This window comes from Chromobacterium fluminis, assembly GCF_011602385.1.
GTDB lineage: Bacteria > Pseudomonadota > Gammaproteobacteria > Burkholderiales > Chromobacteriaceae > Chromobacterium > Chromobacterium fluminis.
This window is the reverse complement of record NZ_JAAOMA010000002.1, coordinates 98,596-121,270: the sequence shown is the minus strand read 5'-3', so window position 1 is coordinate 121,270 and position 22,675 is coordinate 98,596. Positions and strand designations below refer to the sequence as shown.

The window sequence follows — 22,675 nt, the reverse complement described above, 5'->3', positions numbered from 1 at the left end:
AGATGAAATGCGAGAACCTCCTCTCATCATGGACACTGGCGCGCCGGCCGCAAGTTTTTTATTGATTGCGCATGAAGTCGGCGGTGTTGTGGAAGGCCTCGATCAGCTTTTGCTTCAGCCAATCCTCGGCCACCAGTTCATCCACCGCGCGGCGCATGCAGGACATCCACTGATCGCGGGCCGCCTCGTCCACCGCAAACGGCATATGGCGCATGCGCAGCCGCGGATGGCCGAAGGCTTCCATGTACAAGGACGGGCCGCCCAGCCAGCCGGACAGAAACATGAACAGCTTCTGGCGCGAACCGGCCAGATCCTGCGGATGCATGTCGCGCAGCGGCTTGACCGCCGGATCGCTGTCCATAATGTCGTAAAAACGGTCAGTCAACCAACGCACCACGCCTTCGCCGCCCAATAATTGATAGGGCGTCATTTCCCGCACTTCATCGCTCACGCTTTATTCCCCGTCGTCGGTCGCACCAACGCGGCCGCCGTTCTGGCCCGCTCGCGGGCCTGTTCCACCGTCTCAGCCGTAGCCAGCGCCACGCCCATGCGGCGCTTCAAATAACTTTCCGGCTTGCCGAACAAACGCAAGTCCGCACCCGGCACTCGCAATGCCTCGTCCACGCCGTCAAAAGCGATGCCGGCCTCGTCCAAACCACCGTATATCACCGCCGACGCGCCGGCGCTGAACATCGCCGTATCCACCGGCAGGCCCAGAATGGCCCGCGCGTGCAGTTCGAATTCGGACCAGCGCTGAGTCGCCAGCGTCACCAAACCGGTATCATGCGGCCGCGGGCTCACTTCGGAGAACCACACCTGGTCGCCCTTGATGAACAGCTCCACGCCGAACAAGCCGCGGCCGCCCAGCGCGTCGGTCACCGCCTTGGCCACTTCGCGCGCGCGCAGCAAGGCCAGTTCGCTCATGGGCTGGGGCTGCCAGCTCTCCACGTAATCGCCGCTGCGCTGCAAATGGCCGACCGGCGCGCAGAAGTGCGTGGCGATGCCGCCCGCACCGTCCGCCGCGCGCACGGTCAGCTGGGTAATCTCGTAATCGAAATCGATGAAACCCTCGACGATCACCCGGCCCTTGTCCACCCGGCCGCTGCTGGCGGCGTATTGCCAAGCCTGGGCTACGTCCTCCGGCCCGCGCAACAGCGACTGGCCCTTGCCGCTGGACGACATCACCGGCTTCACCAGGCAGGGGTAGCCGATGCCGTCGTCGATTGCGGCTTGCAGTTCTTCCAAGCTGGAGGCGAAGGCGTACGGCGAGGTGGGCAGGCCCAGCTCTTCCGCCGCCAGCCGCCGTATCCCTTCGCGGTTCATCGTCAGATGGGCGGCGCGCGCGGTGGGTATCACCTCGGCCAGACCGTCCGCCTCGATGCGCAACAGCTCGTCGGTGGCGATGACCTCGATCTCCGGCACAATCAGATGCGGGCGCACTTGCTCCACCAGCCGGCGCAAGGCCGCGGCGTCCGACATATCGATCACGTGGCTGGCGTGGGCCACCTGCATCGCCGGCGCGCCGGCGTAGCGATCCACGGCGACGGTTTCCACTCCCAGCCGCTGCAAGGCGATCACCACCTCCTTGCCCAGCTCCCCGCTGCCCAACAACATCACCCTGACGGCACTGCGACTTTGCGGCGTTCCGATACGCATGACGATCTTTCCTGGAAATGAATGGCTTGGCCCGCCGACGGCGGACGATGGGAATCCGAATCGGCGCGATTTTACCATGCGCCGAGCATCGACTCGCTTCAGTTGAGCCTATCGCTCAAGCACGGCAAAACGCAAAATCCAGCGCCGGCGTTTCGCCGCTGATGATCTCGGCCAGCGCGCGACCGGAACCTGCGCCTTCGGTCCAACCCAAGGTGCCGTGGCCGGTATTCAGATACAAGCGCCGCAAGCGGCTGGGGCCGATCAGCGGCACATTGCCCGGGGTGGCCGGCCGCAGGCCGCTCCAGAAACGCGCGCGCTCCCAGTCGCAGGCGTCGCCGAACAAGGCGCGGCCGCGCTGCAGCAGCAAGTCGCAACGCCGCGGCTCCAGATGGGTGGAATAGCCGGACAGCTCTGCGGTGCCGGCGATACGTAATTCGTCGCCCAGCCGCGACACCACCACCTTGTGGGCTTCGTCGGTAATGCTGGCCAACGGCGCGGCGGCCGCATCCAAAATCGGCAGAGTGGCGGAATAGCCCTTGGCCGGATACACCGGCAGGCGCAAGCCGGCCTGCGCCGCCAGCAAAGGCGAATAAGAACCCAGCGCCAATACATAAGCGTCGGCCTCGATCCGCTCGTAAGCCCCGTCCGCGGTGGTAATGGACACTCCGCTCACTTCTCCATCGGCGCGCTCCAGCGCATTGATCCGCGTCTGAAAGCGGAATTCCACGCCACGCAGCGCGCAAGCCTGCGCTAGAGCGACGGTAAACAGATGAACATTGCCGGACTCGTCGTCCGGGCTCCAGCACGCGCCGCTCAACTCGGGCAGAATGCGCGCCAAGGCCGGCTCCCGCTCCAGCGCCTGCAGCGGCGTCAGCAGGCTTTTTTCCACGCCCAGTTTTTGCAGCTGCGAGCAGCCGGCCCGGGCCTGGGCCAGTTCGGCATTGGAAAACAGCAGGGTCAGGATGCCCCGCTGCAATTGCTGGTAATCGATGCCAAGCTCACGGCGCAAACCACGCAACGTATCGCGACTGTACAAGCCCAACGCCACCATCTGACGCATATTGCGCTCGCTGCGCCCCGGCAGGCATTCGCGCAGGAAATCCAGGCCCCAGCGCCATTGCCGCGCATCCAGCCTCGGCCGGAACAGCAGCGGCGCGTCGTCGCGCAACAGCCAACTCAATACCCGCCACGGCGCGCGCGGATTGGCCCAAGGCTCGGACTGACTGACCGAAATCTGGCCGCCGTTGGCGAAACTGGTTTCTCTCGCCGCGCCGCTGGCGCGGTCCACCACCACCACCTGGTGGCCCTTCTCCGCCAAAAACCAGGCGGTGGATACGCCGATGACGCCGGCGCCCAGAACAACTACTCGCATCGACTCTCCACAAAAGCCAATGGGCAAGACCCTCTTGCCCATTGACCTTGCCAGCCGCGATCTGCCGTTACGGCTTCTTCGCGTGCTCGTAAACCGTCTTGCCGCGCAGATGGAAATAGTCCGACGCGAAATAGAAATTCTCGGAATGACCGACGAACAGCAGGCCGTCCGGCTTCAAGAGCGGCGCAAAGCGCTTGAGCACGCCGAACTGAGTGTCGCGGTCGAAATAAATCATCACGTTGCGGCAGAAAATGGCGTCGAACTGGCGCTTGACCGACCAGTTGCTCTCCACCAGGTTCAAACGCTGGAAGGTGATCAGATTTCGCAGCTGGGCCTTGGCCTGGAAGCTGCCGTCCGGCTGCTTGTCGAAATACTTGGCGGCGTAGCCCGGCGGCAGGCGCGCCACCTTGTCGGCGGCGTAAATGCCCTTGCGGCCGGTTTCCAGCACGCTGGTGTCCAGGTCGGTGGCCAACACGCTGATGCGCGCGCCCGGCACCGCCTCCAGCGCGGTGATCGCCAGCGAATACGGTTCTTCGCCGGTGGACGAGGCCGCGCACCAGATCGCCAGTTCTCCGCCGGCCGTCGCTTTCTTCTTCAGATGCTCGGCCAGCAGCGGGAAATGATGTTCTTCGCGGAAGAAGAAAGTCAGATTGGTGGTCAGCGCGTTGACGAACTGTTCGAACTCGCGCTTGCCGCTGATCGACTCGAGGAAATCGACATAGGCGGCGAAACCGGGAAGCTTCAACTCGCGGATGCGACGCACCAGGCGGCCGTAAACCATGTCTTTCTTCGACGGGTTCAACGAAATGCCCGCTTCCTTGTAGATCAGTTTGCGAATGCGCTCGAAGTCGGCATCGCTAAACGCGAATTCACGCGTGAATTCGATCTTCGGCAAGACGACGGGTGGCAGCTTATTCATTTTGTTGTCCCCATAAAAAAGGCCCGGGCAATAGCCCGAGCCTGTATTCTACCGCGTCCGGATCACACCGAGAACGACGAACCACAACCGCAGGTGGTGGTGGCGTTCGGATTGCGGATCACGAACTGGGAGCCCTCCAGGCTTTCCTGATAATCGATTTCAGCGCCGACCAGATACTGGTAGCTCATCGGATCCACCAGGAAGGTCACGCCTTGTCTCTCTATAGCGGTATCGTCTTCATTTGCGATTTCGTCAAATGTGAAACCGTACTGGAAGCCGGAGCAGCCGCCGCCGGTCACGAAGACGCGCAGTTTCAGATCGGGATTGCCTTCCTCGGCGATCAGCTCCTGCACCTTGGAACAAGCGCTTTGGCTGAAGTTGATCGGGGACGGCATTTCAGTTGCAGCATTAGTCATGTCAAACCTCGCAATTCAGTTCCGGGGCCTTGAGAAACCCGCCAACGGTTCGCCAGCGGCCTGGCTGCGCGCGCTGCGGTTTCTCAAACCCCTTCTCAAGCCGGCAGAGCGGCATTCACCCACTATTTTAGTCGGATATTGGGGCCGATGGCGAGTCTTCAAGCGAACTAGTTCTTTCCACGCATGCGCCGGTGTCTCATGGCAGCAAGGGAACGATGTCCAACCCCGCCTGCTCCGGCTGTCCAAACATCAAGTTCATGTTCTGCACCGCCTGACCGGCCGCGCCCTTGACCAGATTGTCTATCACCGACAACAGCACCACGGTGTCGCCGCCCTGCGGCCTGTGCGCGGCGATGCGGCACACATTGGCGCCTCGCACCGAGCGCGTCTCCGGATGGCTGCCAGCCGGTAGCACGTCGACGAAGGCTTCACCCTCGTAGCGGCGCTCGAACAGCGCTTGCACGTCCACATCCGCCTTCAACCGCGCGTACAGCGTGGCGTGGATGCCGCGTATCATCGGCGTCAGGTGCGGCACAAAGGTTAGCCCCACCGGCTGCGCGGCCGCACGGCCCAGGCCCTGGCGGATTTCAGGCAAATGGCGGTGACCGGCCACACCGTAAGCCTTGAAGGAATCTCCGGCCTCGGCCAGCAAGGCGCCCACTTCCGCCTTGCGCCCGGCGCCGGACACGCCGGACTTGCAGTCGGCGATCAGGCTGGACAGCTCCACCACGCCGGCTTCGATCAAGGGCAGGAAGCCCAGCTGCACCGCGGTCGGATAGCAGCCCGGATTCGCCACCAGTCGCGCGCCGCGTATGGCCTCGCGGTTGATTTCCGGCAGCCCGTACACCGCTTCGGCCACCAGATCCGGCGAGCCGTGGCTCATGCCATACCATTTTTCCCACTCGGCGACATCCTGGATCCGATAATCGGCGGCCAGGTCCACCACCCGCACGCCGGCGGCCAGCAGTTCGCGCGTCTCGTTCATCGCAATGCCATTGGGTGTGGCGAAAAACACCACATCGCAGTCCTGCAGCCGGGCTTCGTCGGGAGTGGAAAACGCCAGATCGATGCGGCCTCGCAAGCTGGGAAACAAGTCGGCCACCTTCATGCCGGCCTCCTTGCGCGAGGTGACCGCGGTCACGCGCGCCGACGGATGACCTGCCAGCAAGCGCAGCAATTCGACACCCGTGTAGCCGGTGCCCCCGACGATTCCCACCTTGATCATGCCCATTCCTTTATGTAAAAGCGCGTCGCAAAAACAACAGTGTAGGCACTGAGATGCTGCCTTGCAATATGGGAGAGAGAAAGCAGGAAAACGACAGGCAAAGAAAAAACCGCCTGACAAACGCAGGCGGTTTTCTTGAAAACAGAATTCGGCGAATTAACGCTTGGAGAACTGCTTGGCGCGGCGAGCTTTGCGCAGGCCGACTTTTTTACGCTCAACTTCACGAGCGTCGCGGGTCACGTAACCAGCAGCGGACAGAGCCGGCTTCAGAGCGGTGTCGAAGTCGATCAACGCGCGGGTGATGCCGTGACGGATCGCGCCGGCTTGGCCGGTTTCGCCGCCGCCGACAACATTCACCTTAATGTCGAAGGATTCGAGGTTCTCGGTCAGAGCCAGCGGCTGGCGGATTACCATGCGACCGGTTTCACGAGCGAAATATTCATCAACCGGCTTGCCGTTGACGATGATCTGGCCCGAACCCTTTTGCATGAACACGCGAGCAACGGAGCTCTTGCGACGGCCGGTGCCGTAGTAGTATTTACCGTTCATTTCTACGCCTTAAAATCAGATTTCCAGCACTTTCGGCTGTTGAGCAGTGTGCGGATGCTCGGAACCGGAGTACACCTTGAGCTTCTTGATCATGGCGTAACCCAGCGGGCCCTTCGGCAGCATGCCTTTAACGGCTTTTTCCAGAACGCGCTCAGGGAACTTGTCTTGCAGTTCGGTGAAGCTGCGCTCGTAGATACCACCCGGGTAGCCGGAGTGACGGTAGTACTTCTTGTCTTGTGCCTTGGCACCGGTAACGCGCAGCTTCTCGACGTTGACCACGACGATGAAATCGCCGGTATCTACGTGCGGGGTGTATTCCGGCTTGTGCTTGCCACGCAGGCGATGGGCGATCTCAGCAGCGAGGCGGCCCAAAACCTTGTCGTTGGCATCGACCACAAACCAGTCGCGTTTAACCTCATGCGGCTTGGCAGAAAAGGTCTTCATGGAACTCTTCCATCGTAATTCTTGAAAGTTACGGATTCTATTACAGCCCTGATCCAGCTGTCAAACCATTGTGAGACAACAGAAATCCGGTTGTCGGGCGAAGATGCCCGCTCCGAGGGGGAAATGCGGTTGGAATGAAGGGTTTGACGGCGGCAGGGCAAAAAAAAAAGCGCAACATCTAGCTTTGTTGCGCCAAGTTCCACCTAAAGAAGGAGGATGGAGGAGACAACACCAAAACGCACACTTTGCATGCCACGTCCTGATGCAGGTTTCATTATCTGCATAGACTGGCTTCATTGCAAGGCTTTTTGTGCATCGCACTATAAAACGTGGCTTTTTGCGTCACAGCAACAAAAATCGCTGTTAAATCAACGCCAAACTTACCTCCGCACCGCAATGCAAATTACGGGCAACCTTGTTTTTTATCTCGATTTTTCGCCTCACGACGCGACAACGGGGCCCAATAGCCCCGTCGCGCTGTCAGACAATCAGCAAACGCTTACAGCTTGATCGCTGCGGCCAAAGCCACTTCCATCATGTCGCGGAAGGTGGTTTGGCGCTCTTCGGCGCTGGTGGCCTCGCCGGTGGGGATAATGTCGGACACGGTCAGTATGCCCACCGCGCGCGCGCCGTATTGCGCGGCCACGCTGTAGATGCCGGCCAGCTCCATCTCGATGACCTTGACCTGCATTTTGTCCAGCACTTCCAGCATATTGGGCTGCACGCCGTAGAACAGGTCGGCGGAGAACACATTGCCCACCGTCACCGGCTTGCCCTGCTCCGCCGCGGTGTCCACCACGGCGCGCAGCAGGTCGTAATCGGCGATGGCGGCGTAGTCGTGGTCGTTGAAACGCATGCGGTTGACCTTGCTGTCGGTGGACGCGCCCATGGCGACGAAGAGCTCGCGCAATTTGATGTCGGGCGTCACCGCGCCGCAGGAGCCGATGCGGATGATGTTCTTGACGCCGTAATCCTTGATCAGCTCGGTGGTGTAGATGCTGGCGGACGGAATGCCCATGCCGTGGGCCATCACCGACAGGCGTTTGCCCTGGTAAGTGCCGGTGTAGCCGAACACATTGCGCACCGTGGTCACCAGCTTGGCGTCTTCCAGGAAGGTTTCCGCGATCATCTTCGCGCGCAGCGGGTCGCCCGGCATCAGCACGGTTTCGGCAAAATCGCCCGGTTGGGCGTTGATATGTGGGGTCGCCATCGTCTTTAGTCTCCAAATTCAAAAGAGCCCCGACGCGCCAACGCCGGGGCGTATTGCATTCAGCCGCGTCTCACAGGAAGGACTGGCCGTAATCCATAGGGCTCAGGCCCAGGTGAGCCGCCACGGTCTGGCCGATGTCGGCGAAGGTGGCGCGTTCGCCCAGCGAGCCGGCCGGCACGTTCTTGCCGTAGCACAGCACCGGGATATGTTCGCGAGTATGGTCCGTGCCTTCCCAGGTAGGATCGCAGCCATGGTCGGCGGACAGGATCAGAATATCGTCGTCGCCGAGCGCCGCCATCACTTCCGGCAGACGCGCGTCGAACTCCTCCAGCGCGCGGGCGTAGCCGGCGGTGTCGCGGCGGTGGCCATAACTGGAGTCGAAGTCGACGAAGTTGGCCATGATGATGGCTGGCCGCTCGCGGTGATCCCGCATCGCGCCCAGGGTGGCGTCCCACAATTGGTCAAAACCGGTGGCCTTGTGCTTGTGGGTGATGCCGACATGGGCGTAGATATCGGCGATCTTGCCGATGGACACCACGTCGCCGCCGGCCTTGGCCAGTTTTTCCAGCACCGTGGCCGCCGGCGGCTCCACCGCCAAGTCCTTGCGATTGCCGGTGCGCACGAACTGGCCCTTGCCTTCGCCGACGAAGGGACGGGCGATGACGCGACCGATATTGTAGGGCTCCAGCAGTTCGCGAGTGATCTTGCATAGCTGATACAGCCGTTCCAGCCCGAACGTCTCTTCATGACAGGCGATCTGAAACACCGAATCCGCCGAGGTGTAGAAGATGGGCTTGCCGGTCCTCATATGCTCCTCGCCCAGCCGGTCCAGAATCTCGGTGCCGGAAGCGTGGCAATTGCCCAGATAGCCGGGCAGCTCGGCCTTGGCGACGATGGCGTCCAGCAGTTCCTGCGGGAAGCTGTTGTCGTGGTCGCTGAAATAGCCCCAGTCGAACAATACCGGCACTCCGGCGATTTCCCAGTGGCCGGACGGGGTGTCCTTGCCGCTGGACAGCTCGCGCGCGTAGCCGTAGGCCGCCGCGGGCTCAGCCGGGTCCATGCCCTCCGGGAAATAACCGGAGGACAAGCGGCAGGCGTGGCCCAGGCCCATGCGGGACAGATTAGGCAGGGTCAGCGCGCCGTTGCGGCCGACGTTGGCGCGGCCGGCGGCCGCCTCCATGGCGATGTGGCCCAGCGTGTTGCTGCCGGCGTCGCCGAACTGCTGGGCGTCGGCGGCGGCGCCGATGCCCAGCGAATCCAGAATCAGAATGATGGCTCGTTTCATATTGCCGCTCCGGGATTACTGCTGGCGAATCTTTTGATAGACCAGCGGCAGCGCGGAAGGTGCCGCGTCAGCCAGTTGAATCGCCGCCTTGAGGCGGCGCTCCGCGTCGGCGAAACTGTTTTCATCCGCCGCGTGAATATAAGCTAGCGGCACGCCGGCGTCGATGCGCTGACCCAGCTCGACAAAGCGGGACAAGCCGACGCGGAAATCCAGCTCGTCGCTGGGCAGGCGGCGTCCGCCGCCTAGCGCGCACACCGCCATGCCGATGCCGCGGGTGTCCATGCCGCCGACGAAGCCGGCGCGTTCGGACAGCACCGGGCGCACAATGGGAGCCGGCGCCATATGGGAATCATAGTTCTCCATGAAGTCGGCCGGGCCGCCCAGCGCGGCCACCATGCGGCCGAAGATCTCGGCGGCGCGGCCGGAGTCCAATGCGGTCTGCAGCTTGTCGCGCGCCTCGGCCTCGTCCTTGGCCAGCTTGCCCACCACCAGCATCTCGGCGCACAACGCCATGGTCACTTCATGCAAGCGCGGATTGCGTTCGTCGCCCTTCAAGTAACGCACCGCCTCGCGGGTTTCTATGCTGTTGCCGGCGGTCCAAGCCAGCGGCTGGCTCATCTCGGTGATCAGCGCGCTGGTGGCCACGCCGGCGCCGTTGCCCACCTTGACGATGCGTTCCGCCAGCTCTACGGATTTCTCCATCGTCGGCATGAAGGCGCCGGTGCCGGCCTTCACGTCCATCACCAAAGCGTCCAGGCCGGCGGCCAGTTTCTTGGACAGGATAGACGCGGTGATCATCGCCACCGATTCCACCGTCGCGGTCACGTCGCGCACCGCGTAAACGCGGCGGTCGGCCGGGGCCAGGTCCGAAGTCTGGCCGATGATGGCCACGCCCACTTCCTTCACCACGCGGCGGAACTCGTCCGGGCTGGGGAAGGGGTTGTAACCGGGAATCGCCGACAATTTGTCCAGCGTGCCGCCGGTATGGCCCAGGCCGCGGCCGGAAATCATGGGCACGAAGCCGCCGCAGGCGGCCACCATCGGCCCCAGCATCAGCGACACCACGTCGCCGACGCCGCCGGTGGAGTGCTTGTCCACCACCGGGCCGGGCAGATTAAGATCGCTCCACTGCATGCGGCGGCCGGAGTCGCGCATCGCCAGCGCCATGTGCACGTTTTCTTCCAGGGCCATGCCGTTGAAGTACACCGCCATGGTCAGCGCGGAGATTTGGCTGTCGGCCACGCTGCCGTCGGTGATGCCGGCGACGAACTGCTGGATGTCCTGTTGCGACAGCGTCTGGCCGTCGCGTTTCTTGCGAATGATTTCCTGAGGCAAAAACATGGCATTCTCCCTGCCTTGCGCCTGCCGCGGCGAAACCCGCCGCGTGCAATAAATAATGGCCGGGACCCAACGCCACGGCCATTGTTTGAAACAGCGAGCGATCAATAGCCGCTAATCGGCTTGACCTCTCCCCCTTGAATTTCCGCCTGCAAATTGCCCAACAGGCCGGACGCGCCGAAACGGAAGCGCTCCGCGCTCACCCATTCCGCGCCCAGCAGATGTTCGGCCAAGTCCAGGTATTCCGCCGCTTCGGCCGCGGTGCGCACGCCGCCGGCCGCCTTGAAGCCGCAAGCGCCGCCGGTTTCGCGGATGGCGGACAACATCACGCCGGCCGCTTCCAGCGTGGCGTTCACCGGCACCTTGCCGGTGGAGGTCTTGATGAAATCAGCGCCGGCCTGGATCGAGATCAGGCTGGCCTCGCGGATCAGCGCCTCGTCCTTCAGCTCGCCGCTTTCGATGATGACTTTCAGCGTCTTGCCTTCGCAAGCGTCCTTGCAGGCCGCCACCAGTTGCGCGCCCACCTCGCGGTTGCCGGCCATCAGCGCGCGGTACGGGAACACCACGTCGACCTCATCCGCGCCGTAGGCGATCGCGGCGCGGGTTTCCGCCACCGCGATGGAGATGTCCTCGTCGCCGGCCGGGAAGTTGGTGACGGTGGCCACTTTTACCTCGGGGCAGCCGGCCTCGCGCAAGGTTTTCTTGGCGATGGGCACGAAGCGCGGATACACGCAGACCGCGGCCACGGTGCCGGCTTCGCTCTTGGCCTTGCGGCACAGTGCGGCGACTTTGTCGTTAGTGTCGTCGTCGTTCAGCGTGGTGAGATCCATCAGGGACAGGGCGCGGCGCGCCGCGGCGATCAGTTCGGACATGAGCTAACAAACCTTTCAATGAGAAACGGCCAGGCGCGCTCGCCAAGCGTTCCAAAACCTCGACGCCACCGGCGGGCGGCGGCGCAAAAAACCCATTATGAAAATTTCTTCAAGTCAAAGCAATGCACAGCGACGGTGAACTTGTGCCAACGCAAACTCGGCCGCGCCTTAGAACGTGTTGACGATCTCGCGAGCTAAGGCGAGACAAGGCGTTGCGGCTGAGAAAGCGGAATGTACAAGCGGTACATGAGCATTTCGAAGTTGTTTTCAACGCCGTATCGCCGACGCGCAGCAGATCGTAAACAGGTTCTTAGAACCTGTTCAAAGTCTCGCGAGCAAGAGCGAGACAAGGCGAAAACGGCTGAGAAAGCGGAATGTACAAGCGGTACATGAGCATTTCGAAGTTGTTTTCAACGCCGTATCGCCGAAGCGCAGCAGACTTTGAACAGGCTCTTACAAACGCCGCGCCTCCTGCACCCCACTCAACTCCATCATCCGCGACAACACCCGGCTGATGTCCTGCACCTGGCGCACCTCCACGGTGAAGCGCATGCGGGCGCGAGTGTCGCGCGACAGGGTGTTGACGCCGATCAGATTCAACTTTTCGCGCGACAGCACGTCAGACAGATCGCGCAGCAGGCCGGGACGGTCCATGGCGATGATTTCGATGTCGATGGGGAAGACGCTGCTGCGCTGATCTCCCCATTCGGCGGCGATCAGCCGCTCCGGCACCTCCACCGACAGCTTTTTCAGAGTCAGACAGTTGGTACGATGAATGGAAATGCCGCGCCCCTTGGTGACGAAACCCATTACCCCGTCCGGCGGCGCCGGCTTGCAGCACTTGGCCAGCACCGTCATCAGATTGTCCACGCCCTCGATCAGCACCCCGCCCGCGTCGTGGCCGCCCTTGCTGGCCTTGACCAGGCTTTCCGGCGCCACGTCCGCCGGCGGCGGCGGCGCGAAGCTGACGATGGCGTTGGACACCACCCGCGTGGTCAGCTCGCCATGACCCAGCGCGCCGTACACTTCTTCCAGTTTGTCGTAGCCCAACTTCTCCGCCAGCGCCCCCAGATTGGGTTGCATATGGCTGTGGCGGGCCAGCTCGCGCTCAAACAACATCTTGCCGGTTTCGCGCACGGTGTCCGCGTTGAGCAGGCGGATGTGCTGGCGGATCTTGGAAATGGCGCGATGACTCTTCACCCAGCCGTCGTGCAGCCAGTTCACCGACGGCCCGCCCTCCTTGGCGGTGATGATCTCCACCCGCTGGCCGTTTTGCAGCGGCGTGGACAAGGGCACAATCTGCCCCTCCACCTTGGCGCCGCGGCAGCGGTGGCCCAGATTGGTGTGCACCGAGTAGGCGAAATCGATGGGGGTGGCGCCAAACGGCAAGGCCATCACCCGGCCTTGCGGCGTCAATACATAGATGGTGTCGGCGAACAGCTCAGTCTTGAACGCCTCCGCCAGGCCTTCGCGGTCCGACATCTCCTCGCGCCAGTCCAGCAATTGACGCAGCCAGGAGATTTTCTCCTCATAGGCGGCGTCGCCCTTGCCGCCTTCCTTATAGCGCCAGTGCGCGGCCACGCCGAACTCGGCGTGCTCGTGCATCTCGAAAGTGCGGATCTGCACCTCCACCGCCTTATCCTCCGGCCCGATCACCGCGGTGTGCAGGCTGCGGTAATTATTGGCCTTGGGGTGGGAGATGTAGTCGTCGAACTCGCCCGGAATCGGCTGCCAGGTCCCGTGAATAATGCCCAGCGCCGTGTAGCAGTCCGGCAGCCGCTCTACCAGGATGCGCACCGCGCGGATATCGTAAAGCTCGCAGAAATCCAGCTTTTTCTTCTTCATCTTCTTCCAGATGGAGAAGATGTGCTTGGGCCGGCCGGCGACTTCCGCCTTCACGCCAGCGTTCTTCAGCTCCGCGCGCAAGGTGTTCAGCAGCCGGTCGATATAATCGATGCGCTCCAGCCGGCGCTCGTCCAACAGCTTGGCGATGCGCTTGTAGCTGTCCGGCTCGGTATGGCGGAAGCCCAGGTCCTCCAGCTCCCACTTGATCTGCCACACCCCCAGGCGGTTGGCCAGGGGCGCGAACAGGTCCAACGTCTCGGTGGCGATGCGGCGGCGCACCGTCTCGTCCGCCACCTCGGCCAGGTAGTGCATGGTCTGGGTGCGCCAGGCCAGCTTGATCAACACCACGCGGATATCCGCCACCATGGCCAGCAGCATCTTGCGCATGGTTTCCGCCTGACGCGCGCGCTCCTCCGGCGTGGAAAGCTTGTCGATACGCGCCAGCTCGGTGATGCGGCGCACGCCGTTGACCCCTTCCACCAGCACCGCCACCGTGGGGTTGAAGGTTTCGGAGAGCCAGACCTGCCAATCCTCGCGGTAATCCGAAGCGGCGAACATCAAGGTGGCGACGATGGCGTCCGGCAACAGGTTCAGATCCGCCACGATGGCGGCGGCGGCCACCGCGTGGTTGAACAAGTCCTCGCCCGTCTGGGCCATGGTCTTGCCGCAGTACAAGGCGCGCGCCTCGTCAAAGGCGCGAGTGAGCATCGCCTGCTCTTCCCCGCTGAGCGAAGAAGACAAGCCCTCCAGCCAGCGCTGCGGATTAGCCGCGTCTGCCAGGGTGTCAGCCATCGAACGAACTACGGAAACCATATCAACCCAGTAACTCAATCAAATCGTGTTTCGACAGCGCCCGGCTACTCGGCCAAGCGCAACAACAGCCGGCGCACCGGCGCGGGCACACCGGCGTCCGGCGCTTCCGCCAACGGCAGCCACTGGCCGCTGTCCTCCATCGCCGCGCCGCCGTTCAAGCCATCCAGGCGCGCCGGCAACGGCGTAATGATCAAACGATAATGCGTGAACACGTGTTCCAACTCCGGCCAGGCCGGCAAGACGTCGCCCTGCCCCGCCCGCTGCAGCCAGTCCTCGGCCTGCATCGAGGTCTCGAACTCCGGCAGCGACAACAACCCGCCCCAAATACCGGAAGGCGGTCGCCGCAGCAGCCATACCTTGTCCTCGTGCGTGGCCAGCAGCATCACCGTATGGCGCGTGGGCACCGTTTTCTTCGGCCGCCGCGTCGGCAGTTCGCCGGTGCGTCCCTCCCCCGCCGCCACACAGCCATCCACCATAGGGCAGACGGTACAGGCCGGCTTGCCGCGGCTGCACACCGTGGCGCCCAAGTCCATCAAACCTTGAGTGTAGGCGCTCATCAGCGCCGCCTCCCGCGGCAGCAGGTCTTCGGCCAGCCGCCACAAGCGCTGCTCCACCGCCTTCTCGCCGGGAAAGCCGTCAATGCCAAAGCAACGGGTCAACACCCGTTTGACGTTGCCGTCCAGAATGGTCTCCCGCTGGCCAAAAGCGAAAGAAGCGATTGCCGCGGCGGTGGAACGCCCCACGCCGGGCAGGCGCTCCAGTTGCTGGCGCTCGGCCGGGAAGCCGCCGCCAAACTCGGCCATCACCATCTGCGCCGCCTTGTGCAGATTGCGCGCCCGGCTGTAATAGCCCAGGCCGCTCCACAGCGCCAGCACATCCTCCTGCGGCGCGGCGGCCAAGGCCGCCACGTCCGGAAAGCGGGCGAGAAAGCGCGGGTAATATTCCAGCACGCTTTTGACCTGGGTCTGCTGCAGCATGATCTCGGACAGCCAGATCCGGTACGGGTCGCTGACCTGCCACGGCAAATCATGGCGTCCATGCGTTTTTTGCCAGGCGGTCAGCCGCGCGGCGAATGAGCTGTGCAACATCATCTATCATCTTGAATCGAACCGGATATGGTAGCGGAAACCCTCGCTGTCACCAAGCAGCCTCCGGACAAATAAGTTAAAATCAAAGAATTGCTTAAAAGTCTGCTTACTCAAGGAAGTTCCATGTCCAGTTTCCGTTCCCGCCAGCGTGCCAATATGCGCCGCGATTTCAATAGCCGCGACAATGAGGCCAGTTCGCCGGCAGGCGGAGACAGCCCGGCCGGTAAAAGCCCCGTGATCCAGAAGAAAGCGCCTTCGGCCGACGCCTCGCCGCGCGCGCCCTATTCCGGCCCGCGCCCAGGCAACGCCAAGCCCAACTGGCAAGACCGCGGCCCAGGACAGGGACAAGCCCCGCGAGACGGCGGCAAGCGCGGCCCCTACCAAGGACGCGACCAACAGGCCGGGCGCGACAAGCCCTATGGCAACGAACGCCGCCCGCAAGGCCAGCAGCGCTTTGAACGCAACGAAGGCCAAGATAATTTCAAGCAGGACCGCTTCAATAAAGAGCGCGGCAACAACTGGCAGCCACGCAGCTTCGCCCGCGACGGCGAAGAGCGCCCGCAAGGCAGCGGCCCCAAAAAGCCCTTCCATCACCGCGAAGACCGCGAGCCGCGCGATTACAGCCGAGACCGCGGCCCATCCGGCCGCAAACCGCTGAACGCCGCCGCGGACGTGGAACAAGAACGCAAGCCTTACAGCCGCGACCGCGGCCCGTCCGGCCGCAAACCGCTGCATCTGGAGCGGGACGGCGAACAAGGCGCGCCGCAAGGCAAACCGCGCTGGCAACAACGCGACGGCGAACGCCACGTGGATCAGCCGCGCAAACCGTTCAACCCGTCCGCCGACCGAGAGCAGCGCTTCCGCCGCGACGACGCCGAACAATCCCCGCGCAAGCCGTGGCAGCAAAACGAGCCGGCGGAACGCGGCGAGGGCGGTCCGCGCAAACTGTTCGGCAAGCAGGCCAACCGCGACCACAGCTTCCGTCGCGACGACGCAGAACAAGCGCCGCGCAAACCGTGGCAGGAACGCCAGCACGGCGAGCGTCACGACAACGCCCCGCGCAAGCCATGGCAAGAACGTCAACATGGCGATCGCCGCGACGACGCGCCGCGCAAACCGTGGCAAGAGCGCCAGCATGACGAACGCCACGACGAAGCGCAACGCAAGCCCTTCACCCCGTCCGCCGAGCGCGAAAACCGTTTCCGCCGCGACGACGCCGAGCAAGCACCGCGCAAGCCGTGGCAGCAAAACGAGCCGGCTGAACGCGACGAGGGCGGCCCACGCAAACTGTTCGGCAAATCCGCCGAACGCGACAACCGCAGCCGCCGCGACGACGCCGAACAAGCGCCGCGCCAGGACCGGCCGCAAGGCGAGCCGGCCGAACGCAGCGAGGGCGGCACGCGCAAGCTGTTCAGCAAACCGTCCTACCGCGACAACGACGTCCGCCGCGACGACGCCGAACGCGCGCCGCGTCAATGGCAACAGGAAGAACGCCCGCGCCACGAGCGTCGTGAAGGCGAAACTCGCCAACAGTTCGGCAAACCCGGCGCCGGCAGCCTGAAGCCGCTGGGCGACCAACACCGCGTGGAAACCCGCGGAGAACACCGCTACGCCGACGCGCCGCGGCACACGCCGTCCGAACGCCAGGCCCCGAGCCTGACCCAGGTGCGCGACAGCGTGCTGTCCTTGTTCGCCCCCTGCCCGCGCGGCCTGGAAGCCATTCTGGCCGACGAGTTGCGCGGCCTGGGCGCGCGCGACATCGCCGCCGCCGACGGCGGCGTAGCCTTCGCCGGCGACCGCGATCTGCTGATGGCGGCCAACCTGCACAGCCGCACCGCCAGCCGCGTGCTGCTGCAACTGGCCCAGGGCGGCTACCGCAATGAACAAGACATCTACCGCCTGGCGATGAACGTGGACTGGCCGCGCTGGTTCGACGTGTCCAACAGCATCAAGCTGAAGACCGACGCCATCCGCTGCCACTTCAAGAGCCTGGACTTCATCTCGCTGAAGGTGAAGGACGCGATCTGCGACCGCTTCCGCCAGGCGCAACTGGGCCGGCCCAATGTCGACACCCGCCACCCGGACGTGCGCGTTCATGTGTTCCTGACCGAAGACAGCGCCACCATCTACCTGGACACCAGCGGCGAACCGCTGTTCAAGCGCGGCTGGCGCCAGGAAACCGGCGACGCGCCGCTGCGTGAAAACCTGGCCGCCGGCATCCTGATGCTGACCGGCTACAACGGCAGCCAGCCGCTGCTGGACCCGATGTGCGGCAGCGGCACCTTCCTGGTGGAAGCCGCCGACATCGCGCTCAACCGCGCGCCGGGCCGCCAACGCAAATTCGCCTTCCAGAAACTGCGCGGCTTCGATTCCGCCAGCTGGGAAAAACTGCTGCTGGACGCCCAGCACGCGGAAAAACCGCTGGTCAAGCTGGCGATCAACGGCTCCGACCGCGACCAGGCCATCATCAACGTCGCCAAGGACAACCTGGAACGCGCCGGCCTCTCCGGCCTGGTGGAACTGAAGGCGATGGACGTGCTGGACGCTCGTCCCAACGGCGAAAACGGCATCCTGGTGGCCAACCCGCCCTACGGCGTGCGCATGGACGAACTGGACCAGCTGGCCGAGTGGTATCCGCTGCTGGGCGACTGGCTGAAGGCCCACTTCGCCGGCTGGCACGCCAACCTGTTCAGCGGCGACCTGCGCCTGGCCAAGCTGATCCATCTGTCGCCCAAGCGCCGCACCCCGCTGTACAACGGCTCGCTGCAATGCCGGCTGTTCGTTATCAATATGGTGGAAGGCAGCGCCCGCAAGGAAAAACCGGGCGAGCAGGCCGAAACCATCGAGCAGGACGATCACGCCGCGGAGTAACACCGCGCGCGGACAGCAAAACGGCGAGCCATGGCTCGCCGTTTTTCATGGAGCACTCCCGCGGAGTGCCCCAAGATTGAACCATGCGGTGTTTAAGCCGTTTTGAGGTCCATGGCCTCCGCCCGCTCCTCGATCGCCGCCTCCACCCACTCGTTCAAGCTCTTGGACTCGGCCGACGCCGCTGCCGCCGCCATTTCATGCAAGCGCGGCGCAATGCGCACATTGAATTTTCCCGAATAGGTTTTAAGAGGCTGCAGCCCCTTCTCGCGGCATGCGTCCAGATACACGCGCAGCGATATTTCGGCTTCTCGTTTGAGGCTTGCGACATCGCCTGCATAAAAATCCGCTCCGCCGCTCAAGCCCAGAAACTCGCCGCGAAACATGTCGATTTCCGGGTCATAGCTGATCACAGCTCGGTAGCCTTCAATCTGTAGAATATTCTTCATGGTGTCACCCCGTTGGTTTCCAGCCATTTTCTAATTGCGGCCACCGCGCCTTTGTCCGTATCCGGAGAAGGATGGGGCCGATGAAACACCCTCACCACGCCGAATAAGGCAACGCAGATATCCCTCCCTTCACGCTCCTCAATCTCAGACCCTATTCACGAACTGCTGCGCGTCGGCGATACGGCGTTGAAACCGGCTTCGAAATGCTCATGTACCAAATGTACATTCCGCTTTCTCAGCCACTTTCGCCTTGTCTCGCTCTAGCTCGCGAGATCGTGAATAGGCTCTACACCCGGCTCCTGAAACAAAGCCTCGATATCGCTCCACCGGATATTGGCGCTGACTGGACGCGTGAAGATCAACTGCAAGGTGATCAAGTGTTTTCGTTTCACACTCAACTGATACCATAAATCAGTACCAAAATCAATATCATCGAATAAGACCGACAACACAGCACAGCTGGACGCTGCCGCTTGACCCCACCCAGCCCATCGGCAACAATCGCCGCGTGCCGTTTCACTTAACGGCGCTGGGTGTGAGAGCCCATATAAAGGGAAAAAGGGGATGCCACTGCGTATGCAGTCGCGTCCAGAACGCTATTGCTTCGCCATCCGGCGGGCCGTGGCGGGGAGGCCTTTACGGCCTACCGGCTTCCTTTTTCCCCGGTCTCTCAACCTCGTCACGCGCCTGCCAGCCCGTTTGAGAGCGAGCCCGCAGGCGAACCACGAAAAAGGAGCGTTCCCCATGTTGGTTCTACCCTTGTTCAGCTATCCCCCGCCCCGCGACACGCCAGCCCGCGCCCCGCTTCCGGAGGCGCAGCCATGAATCCCATCCCCAGCCTCATCGAACTAGACCGCCTGATCCAGCAGCTGCACGCGCAGCGCCTCTGCAAACCCGAACTGGAACGGCTGGCGCAATGCAGCCAACACGTCCACGACATCTGTCACACCGCCTCGCTGGAACTGGGCCAGATCAGCAGCGCGCTGGCCGGGCTGCTGACGCTGCTGGACCAGTCCGAGATCGAGCATCTGGAGCGCGAGCAGGTGTATTGTCTGCTCGAACCCTTTGCCCGCCGCTTGCAACAGGCTTATGAAGCGTTGCAGGAACTGAGCTGATCTCGTCAACGCCCGCCAGCCCCGCCTGGCGGGCAGACTGAGGCGGCAAGCCAAACGAATAAAACCGTCGCAATCCGGACTAACCCATTCGGCATCGCCGTGAGATAATCCCGCCCGGACGCGCGCTTAAAAATCCAGAGCCTTACGCACAGGGCCTGCGCGCCATTGACACCACTCAACGCTGCAAGCACACACCATGCAAACCTCTTTCCTGTCCGCCACCGTCCTGCTGATCCTGATCACCGATCCGCTGGGCAATATTCCGCTGTTCATCGCCGCGCTCAAGCAGGTCAAACCGGAACGCCGCCGCCGCGTGGTCTACCGCGAATGCCTGATCGCCTTCCTGGTGCTGTCCGCCTTCATGTTCTTTGGCCGCAACTTTCTGGACCTGATGCATCTGACCGACGATTCGATGCGGGTGGCCGGCGGCGTGATCCTGTTCCTGATCGCCATCAAGATGATCTTCCCCGGCGAGGGCAGCGTGTTCGGCGGCGACAAGATGCACGGCGAGCCCTTCATCGTGCCGATCGCCGTGCCGTTGATCGCCGGCCCGTCGGCGATGGCCACCGTGCTGCTGATGTCCACCCGCGAACCGGAGCGGATGCTGGAATGGCTGGGGGCGCTGACCATCTGCATGCTGGTGACGCTGCTGGTGTTTCTCTTCTCCGGCAAGCTGCAAAAGCTGCTGGGCGAGCAGGCGATCACCGCGCTGGAGCGGCTAATGGGCCTGGTGCTGACCGCGATCTCGATTGAGATGCTATTGGGCGGCGTGGCGTCCTACATCAAACAATTCCACTGAGCTTCGCGCTCCTAGGCGGCCCAGCCTAACGGTAATGTTTGCGCAGCGCGTCCACCACGCCGTCGCGCTGCATATTGAGCAGCGTCTTGTTGAGCTTCAGCACGATGCGCTCATCCATTCCCGGGTTGCAGGCCAGATACATCTGCACCGTGTTGAAGCTGAACAGCAGTCGGATGGGCAGCCGGTTGGCGGAGGCGATGTAGGCGCCGCTGAACTCGCCGCTGGCCCAAAAGTCGATATGGCCGGCCACCAGCTTTCTGGCGTTCAAATCGTCCGCTCTCGCCAGCTCCAGCTTGAAACCCAGATCGGCCAGATACTGCGACATCCCCGAGCCCTTGTAGCTGCCTATGGTGTAGCCGCGCGCGTCGTCCAGCGCGGCCACGCCCGCCGGGCTGTGAGGGCCGGCGAACAGGCTCCAGGAGTTGCTGACCAGCGGCCCCACCCATTTGAACTGACTCTCCCGGCTGGGCGTGCGCGAGGTCGAGTAAACACAGCTATTGTCTTCCTGCTGAGCGATGGCGTAGGCGCGCAGCCAGGGCAGCAATTCCATGCTGTACGGAATGCCCGCGCGCTGAAACAGTTCGCGCAGGATGTCGGTGGACAGGCCGCCGATCTTGCCTTCCTCCAGCGCGATATTGAACGGCGGGTAGTCCTCGGTCAGCAAACGGAGGCGAGGCGATGCCGATTCCGCCAGGACGCTGGCGGAGAGCGCGCCCAACAACAGGGCTAGGTAGACAAATGCAAACTTCATGGCGGCAAGCCTCTTGCTGGATTCTGACGATGCGTCTTCCAAGCATAGAAGCTGACGGCTCGGATGGAGCCTTGCCTCCGCCAAAACAGCGCGGCCATGCCGACGCGCAGGCGCGATTTGGTTCGTGTTGGGGATATCCCGCATAGGGATATCGGCAATTCGTCGCCGCCCCTCCTCTTGCTAGCATCCGCAGTCATGGGCCATTAAGAGCCCGCTTTTGCTTGCATAACAACTTCGGCCCCCCCGCGCCGGAGTCAGACAACGCTACAGGGATCACGATGCGAACCAAAACCCCTCTTTACCAGCGCCTTTATTTCCAGGTGCTGCTGGCCATTTTCCTCGGCGTGATGCTTGGCGCCTTCGTTCCCGATCTGGGCGCGAAGATGAAGCCGCTGGGCGACGCCTTCATCAAACTGATCAAGATGATGATCGCTCCCATCATCTTCGCCACCGTGGTGGTGGGCATCGCCAAGATGGGCGATATGAAGGAAGTGGGCCGCGTGGGCGTGAAAGCACTGTTCTACTTTGAAGCCGTCACCACGCTGGCGCTGGTGATCGGCCTGGTGGTGGTGAATGTGCTCAAACCCGGCGCCGGCCTCAATGTGGACCCGAGCACGCTGGACGCGCACTCGGTGGCCAAGTACGCCGCCAACGCCAAGGAAATGAGCAGTATTGATTTCCTGATGCACATCATTCCGGATACGGTGGTGGGCGCGTTCGCCAACGGCGAAATCCTGCAGGTGCTGACCTTCTCGGTGCTGCTGGGCCTGGCGCTGACCAAGATGGGCGACAACGGCAAGACCATCGTCCACATTCTGGACGAGTTTTCCCATGCTCTGTTCGGCGTGATCAATATGCTGATGAAGCTGGCCCCCATCGGCGCCTTCGGCGCGATGGCCTTCACCATCGGCAAGTACGGCGTGGGTTCGCTCAAGCAGTTGGGCTTCCTGATGCTCTGCGTCTACCTGACCTGTTTCGCCTTCGTCTTCGTGGTGCTGGGCACCATCGCCAAACTCAACGGCTTCAGCCTGTGGCGCTTCCTGGTCTACATCAAGGAAGAACTGTTGCTGGTGCTGGGCACGTCTTCCTCCGAATCCGCGCTGCCGGGCATCATGAAGAAGCTGGAAAACCTGGGCTGCTCCAAACCGGTGGTGGGCATGGTGATTCCCACCGGCTACTCCTTCAATCTGGACGGCACCTCCATCTATCTGACCATGGCCGCCATCTTCATCGCCCAAGCCACCAATGTGGACCTGACGCTGGCCGAGGAATTGGGCCTGCTGGGCGTGCTGCTGCTGACCTCCAAGGGCGCGGCGGCGGTGACCGGCGGCGGCTTCATCACCCTGGCCGCCACGCTGGCCACGCTGGGCGGCAAACTGCCGGTATCCGGCCTGGCGCTGCTGATCGGCATCGATCGCTTCATGTCCGAAGCCCGCGCCATCACCAATTTGATAGGCAACGGCGTGGCCACCATCGTGGTGGCGCGCTGGGAGAAGGCGCTGGACGAAGAACGCATGCGCCGCGTGCTGGCCGGCGAGCCGGTTCTGCCGGAGGAGCCGGCCGCCGCGCCGCTGCCCGCTCAATTGGCCGCCGCGGAAGCCGCTCAATCCTAAGCTTTTGTTTTCCCAGCCCTTACAGCCTGCGTCCGCGCGGGCTTTTTT

General features: G+C 63.0%; 20 protein-coding genes. 4 read left to right on the top strand and 16 right to left on the bottom strand.

Features of this window, described 5'->3' with window-relative positions:
* Positions 1-58 precede the first annotated feature (58 nt).
* The 14 genes from HA052_RS01995 to mutY all read right to left on the bottom strand — a co-directional run bounded on the left by HA052_RS01995 (position 59) and on the right by mutY (position 15,029).
* A complete protein-coding gene (locus tag HA052_RS01995; protein WP_254894454.1) occupies positions 59-451 on the bottom strand; it encodes a group II truncated hemoglobin in 393 nt (130 codons plus the stop codon).
* On the bottom strand, positions 448-1,656 hold the full coding sequence (gene purT, locus HA052_RS01990; RefSeq protein WP_166450581.1) for a formate-dependent phosphoribosylglycinamide formyltransferase: 1,209 nt from the start codon (positions 1,654-1,656) through the stop codon (positions 448-450). The genes HA052_RS01995 and purT overlap by 4 nt, the downstream gene beginning before the upstream one ends.
* A gap of 115 nt (positions 1,657-1,771) precedes the next feature.
* A complete protein-coding gene (locus HA052_RS01985) occupies positions 1,772-3,028 on the bottom strand; it encodes a D-amino acid dehydrogenase (RefSeq protein ID WP_166450580.1) in 1,257 nt (418 codons plus the stop codon).
* A 67-nt stretch (positions 3,029-3,095) separates the two neighbouring features.
* Positions 3,096-3,947 carry a CheR family methyltransferase gene (locus tag HA052_RS01980; protein ID WP_166450579.1) on the bottom strand — a complete coding sequence of 284 codons (852 nt, stop codon included), beginning with the start codon at positions 3,945-3,947 and terminating at the stop codon, positions 3,096-3,098.
* A 62-nt stretch (positions 3,948-4,009) separates the two neighbouring features.
* Positions 4,010-4,342 (bottom strand): iron-sulfur cluster insertion protein ErpA, encoded by a 333-nt coding sequence (erpA, locus tag HA052_RS01975; protein ID WP_019102898.1) that lies wholly within the window; start codon positions 4,340-4,342, stop codon positions 4,010-4,012.
* Between the two features lie 217 nt (positions 4,343-4,559).
* Positions 4,560-5,588: an N-acetyl-gamma-glutamyl-phosphate reductase gene (gene argC / locus HA052_RS01970; protein WP_166450578.1), complete on the bottom strand. Its 1,029-nt coding sequence runs from the start codon at positions 5,586-5,588 to the stop codon at positions 4,560-4,562.
* Between the two features lie 156 nt (positions 5,589-5,744).
* Positions 5,745-6,137 carry a 30S ribosomal protein S9 gene (rpsI, locus tag HA052_RS01965; protein WP_019102900.1) on the bottom strand — a complete coding sequence of 131 codons (393 nt, stop codon included), beginning with the start codon at positions 6,135-6,137 and terminating at the stop codon, positions 5,745-5,747.
* A 15-nt stretch (positions 6,138-6,152) separates the two neighbouring features.
* Entirely contained in the window at positions 6,153-6,581 is a 429-nt protein-coding gene (rplM, locus tag HA052_RS01960) for a 50S ribosomal protein L13 (RefSeq protein ID WP_081544277.1), read from the bottom strand.
* 499 nt (positions 6,582-7,080) lie between these two features.
* Complete coding sequence (gene deoD / locus HA052_RS01955) at positions 7,081-7,791, bottom strand: purine-nucleoside phosphorylase (protein ID WP_081544276.1); 711 nt, start codon at positions 7,789-7,791, stop codon at positions 7,081-7,083.
* Positions 7,792-7,861: 70 nt separating this feature from the next.
* Positions 7,862-9,076: a phosphopentomutase gene (locus HA052_RS01950; protein WP_166450577.1), complete on the bottom strand. Its 1,215-nt coding sequence runs from the start codon at positions 9,074-9,076 to the stop codon at positions 7,862-7,864.
* Between the two features lie 15 nt (positions 9,077-9,091).
* Entirely contained in the window at positions 9,092-10,417 is a 1,326-nt protein-coding gene (gene deoA, locus HA052_RS01945; protein WP_166450576.1) for a thymidine phosphorylase, read from the bottom strand.
* A 101-nt stretch (positions 10,418-10,518) separates the two neighbouring features.
* Positions 10,519-11,286 carry a deoxyribose-phosphate aldolase gene (deoC, locus tag HA052_RS01940; protein WP_166450575.1) on the bottom strand — a complete coding sequence of 256 codons (768 nt, stop codon included), beginning with the start codon at positions 11,284-11,286 and terminating at the stop codon, positions 10,519-10,521.
* 453 nt (positions 11,287-11,739) lie between these two features.
* Positions 11,740-13,944, bottom strand: coding sequence for a RelA/SpoT family protein (locus tag HA052_RS01935; protein ID WP_081544272.1), 2,205 nt, complete (start codon positions 13,942-13,944; stop codon positions 11,740-11,742).
* Between the two features lie 44 nt (positions 13,945-13,988).
* Positions 13,989-15,029: an A/G-specific adenine glycosylase gene (mutY, locus tag HA052_RS01930; RefSeq protein WP_166450671.1), complete on the bottom strand. Its 1,041-nt coding sequence runs from the start codon at positions 15,027-15,029 to the stop codon at positions 13,989-13,991.
* Positions 15,030-15,155: 126 nt separating this feature from the next.
* On the opposite strand from mutY, the gene HA052_RS28115 reads away from it, so the two are divergent.
* Entirely contained in the window at positions 15,156-17,903 is a 2,748-nt protein-coding gene (locus tag HA052_RS28115) for a THUMP domain-containing protein (protein ID WP_166450574.1), read from the top strand.
* Between the two features lie 92 nt (positions 17,904-17,995).
* Here the strand turns inward: HA052_RS28115 and HA052_RS01920 are convergent, their stop codons facing one another.
* Positions 17,996-18,376 carry a type II toxin-antitoxin system HicB family antitoxin gene (locus HA052_RS01920; RefSeq protein ID WP_240937247.1) on the bottom strand — a complete coding sequence of 127 codons (381 nt, stop codon included), beginning with the start codon at positions 18,374-18,376 and terminating at the stop codon, positions 17,996-17,998.
* Positions 18,377-19,170: 794 nt separating this feature from the next.
* On the opposite strand from HA052_RS01920, the gene HA052_RS01910 reads away from it, so the two are divergent.
* Positions 19,171-19,464, top strand: coding sequence for a DUF1484 family protein (locus tag HA052_RS01910; protein WP_081544269.1), 294 nt, complete (start codon positions 19,171-19,173; stop codon positions 19,462-19,464).
* A gap of 196 nt (positions 19,465-19,660) precedes the next feature.
* Entirely contained in the window at positions 19,661-20,263 is a 603-nt protein-coding gene (locus tag HA052_RS01905) for a MarC family protein (RefSeq protein WP_019100349.1), read from the top strand.
* A gap of 25 nt (positions 20,264-20,288) precedes the next feature.
* On the opposite strand, the gene HA052_RS01900 is transcribed toward HA052_RS01905, so the two are convergent.
* Complete coding sequence (locus HA052_RS01900) at positions 20,289-21,014, bottom strand: substrate-binding periplasmic protein (protein ID WP_166450573.1); 726 nt, start codon at positions 21,012-21,014, stop codon at positions 20,289-20,291.
* Between the two features lie 278 nt (positions 21,015-21,292).
* Here HA052_RS01900 and HA052_RS01895 point away from each other — a divergent pair, with 278 nt between their 5' ends.
* On the top strand, positions 21,293-22,627 hold the full coding sequence (locus HA052_RS01895; RefSeq protein WP_166450572.1) for a dicarboxylate/amino acid:cation symporter: 1,335 nt from the start codon (positions 21,293-21,295) through the stop codon (positions 22,625-22,627).
* Positions 22,628-22,675 lie beyond the last annotated feature (48 nt).

What these genes read in the sequence shown, in the direction of transcription:
- purT (WP_166450581.1), bottom strand. Translation starts at nt 1,656, where the DNA reads ATGCGTATCGGAACGCCGCAAAGTCGCAGTGCCGTCAGGGTGATGTTG.
- HA052_RS01985 (WP_166450580.1), bottom strand. Translation starts at nt 3,028, where the DNA reads ATGCGAGTAGTTGTTCTGGGCGCCGGCGTCATCGGCGTATCCACCGCC.
- HA052_RS01980 (WP_166450579.1), bottom strand. Translation starts at nt 3,947, where the DNA reads ATGAATAAGCTGCCACCCGTCGTCTTGCCGAAGATCGAATTCACGCGT.
- erpA (WP_019102898.1), bottom strand. Translation starts at nt 4,342, where the DNA reads ATGCCGTCCCCGATCAACTTCAGCCAAAGCGCTTGTTCCAAGGTGCAG.
- argC (WP_166450578.1), bottom strand. Translation starts at nt 5,588, where the DNA reads ATGATCAAGGTGGGAATCGTCGGGGGCACCGGCTACACGGGTGTCGAA.
- rpsI (WP_019102900.1), bottom strand. Translation starts at nt 6,137, where the DNA reads ATGAACGGTAAATACTACTACGGCACCGGCCGTCGCAAGAGCTCCGTT.
- rplM (WP_081544277.1), bottom strand. Translation starts at nt 6,581, where the DNA reads ATGAAGACCTTTTCTGCCAAGCCGCATGAGGTTAAACGCGACTGGTTT.
- deoD (WP_081544276.1), bottom strand. Translation starts at nt 7,791, where the DNA reads ATGGCGACCCCACATATCAACGCCCAACCGGGCGATTTTGCCGAAACC.
- HA052_RS01950 (WP_166450577.1), bottom strand. Translation starts at nt 9,076, where the DNA reads ATGAAACGAGCCATCATTCTGATTCTGGATTCGCTGGGCATCGGCGCC.
- deoA (WP_166450576.1), bottom strand. Translation starts at nt 10,417, where the DNA reads ATGTTTTTGCCTCAGGAAATCATTCGCAAGAAACGCGACGGCCAGACG.
- deoC (WP_166450575.1), bottom strand. Translation starts at nt 11,286, where the DNA reads ATGTCCGAACTGATCGCCGCGGCGCGCCGCGCCCTGTCCCTGATGGAT.
- HA052_RS01935 (WP_081544272.1), bottom strand. Translation starts at nt 13,944, where the DNA reads ATGGTTTCCGTAGTTCGTTCGATGGCTGACACCCTGGCAGACGCGGCT.
- HA052_RS28115 (WP_166450574.1), top strand. Translation starts at nt 15,156, where the DNA reads ATGTCCAGTTTCCGTTCCCGCCAGCGTGCCAATATGCGCCGCGATTTC.
- HA052_RS01920 (WP_240937247.1), bottom strand. Translation starts at nt 18,376, where the DNA reads ATGGCTGGAAACCAACGGGGTGACACCATGAAGAATATTCTACAGATT.
- HA052_RS01910 (WP_081544269.1), top strand. Translation starts at nt 19,171, where the DNA reads ATGAATCCCATCCCCAGCCTCATCGAACTAGACCGCCTGATCCAGCAG.
- HA052_RS01905 (WP_019100349.1), top strand. Translation starts at nt 19,661, where the DNA reads ATGCAAACCTCTTTCCTGTCCGCCACCGTCCTGCTGATCCTGATCACC.
- HA052_RS01900 (WP_166450573.1), bottom strand. Translation starts at nt 21,014, where the DNA reads ATGAAGTTTGCATTTGTCTACCTAGCCCTGTTGTTGGGCGCGCTCTCC.
- HA052_RS01895 (WP_166450572.1), top strand. Translation starts at nt 21,293, where the DNA reads ATGCGAACCAAAACCCCTCTTTACCAGCGCCTTTATTTCCAGGTGCTG.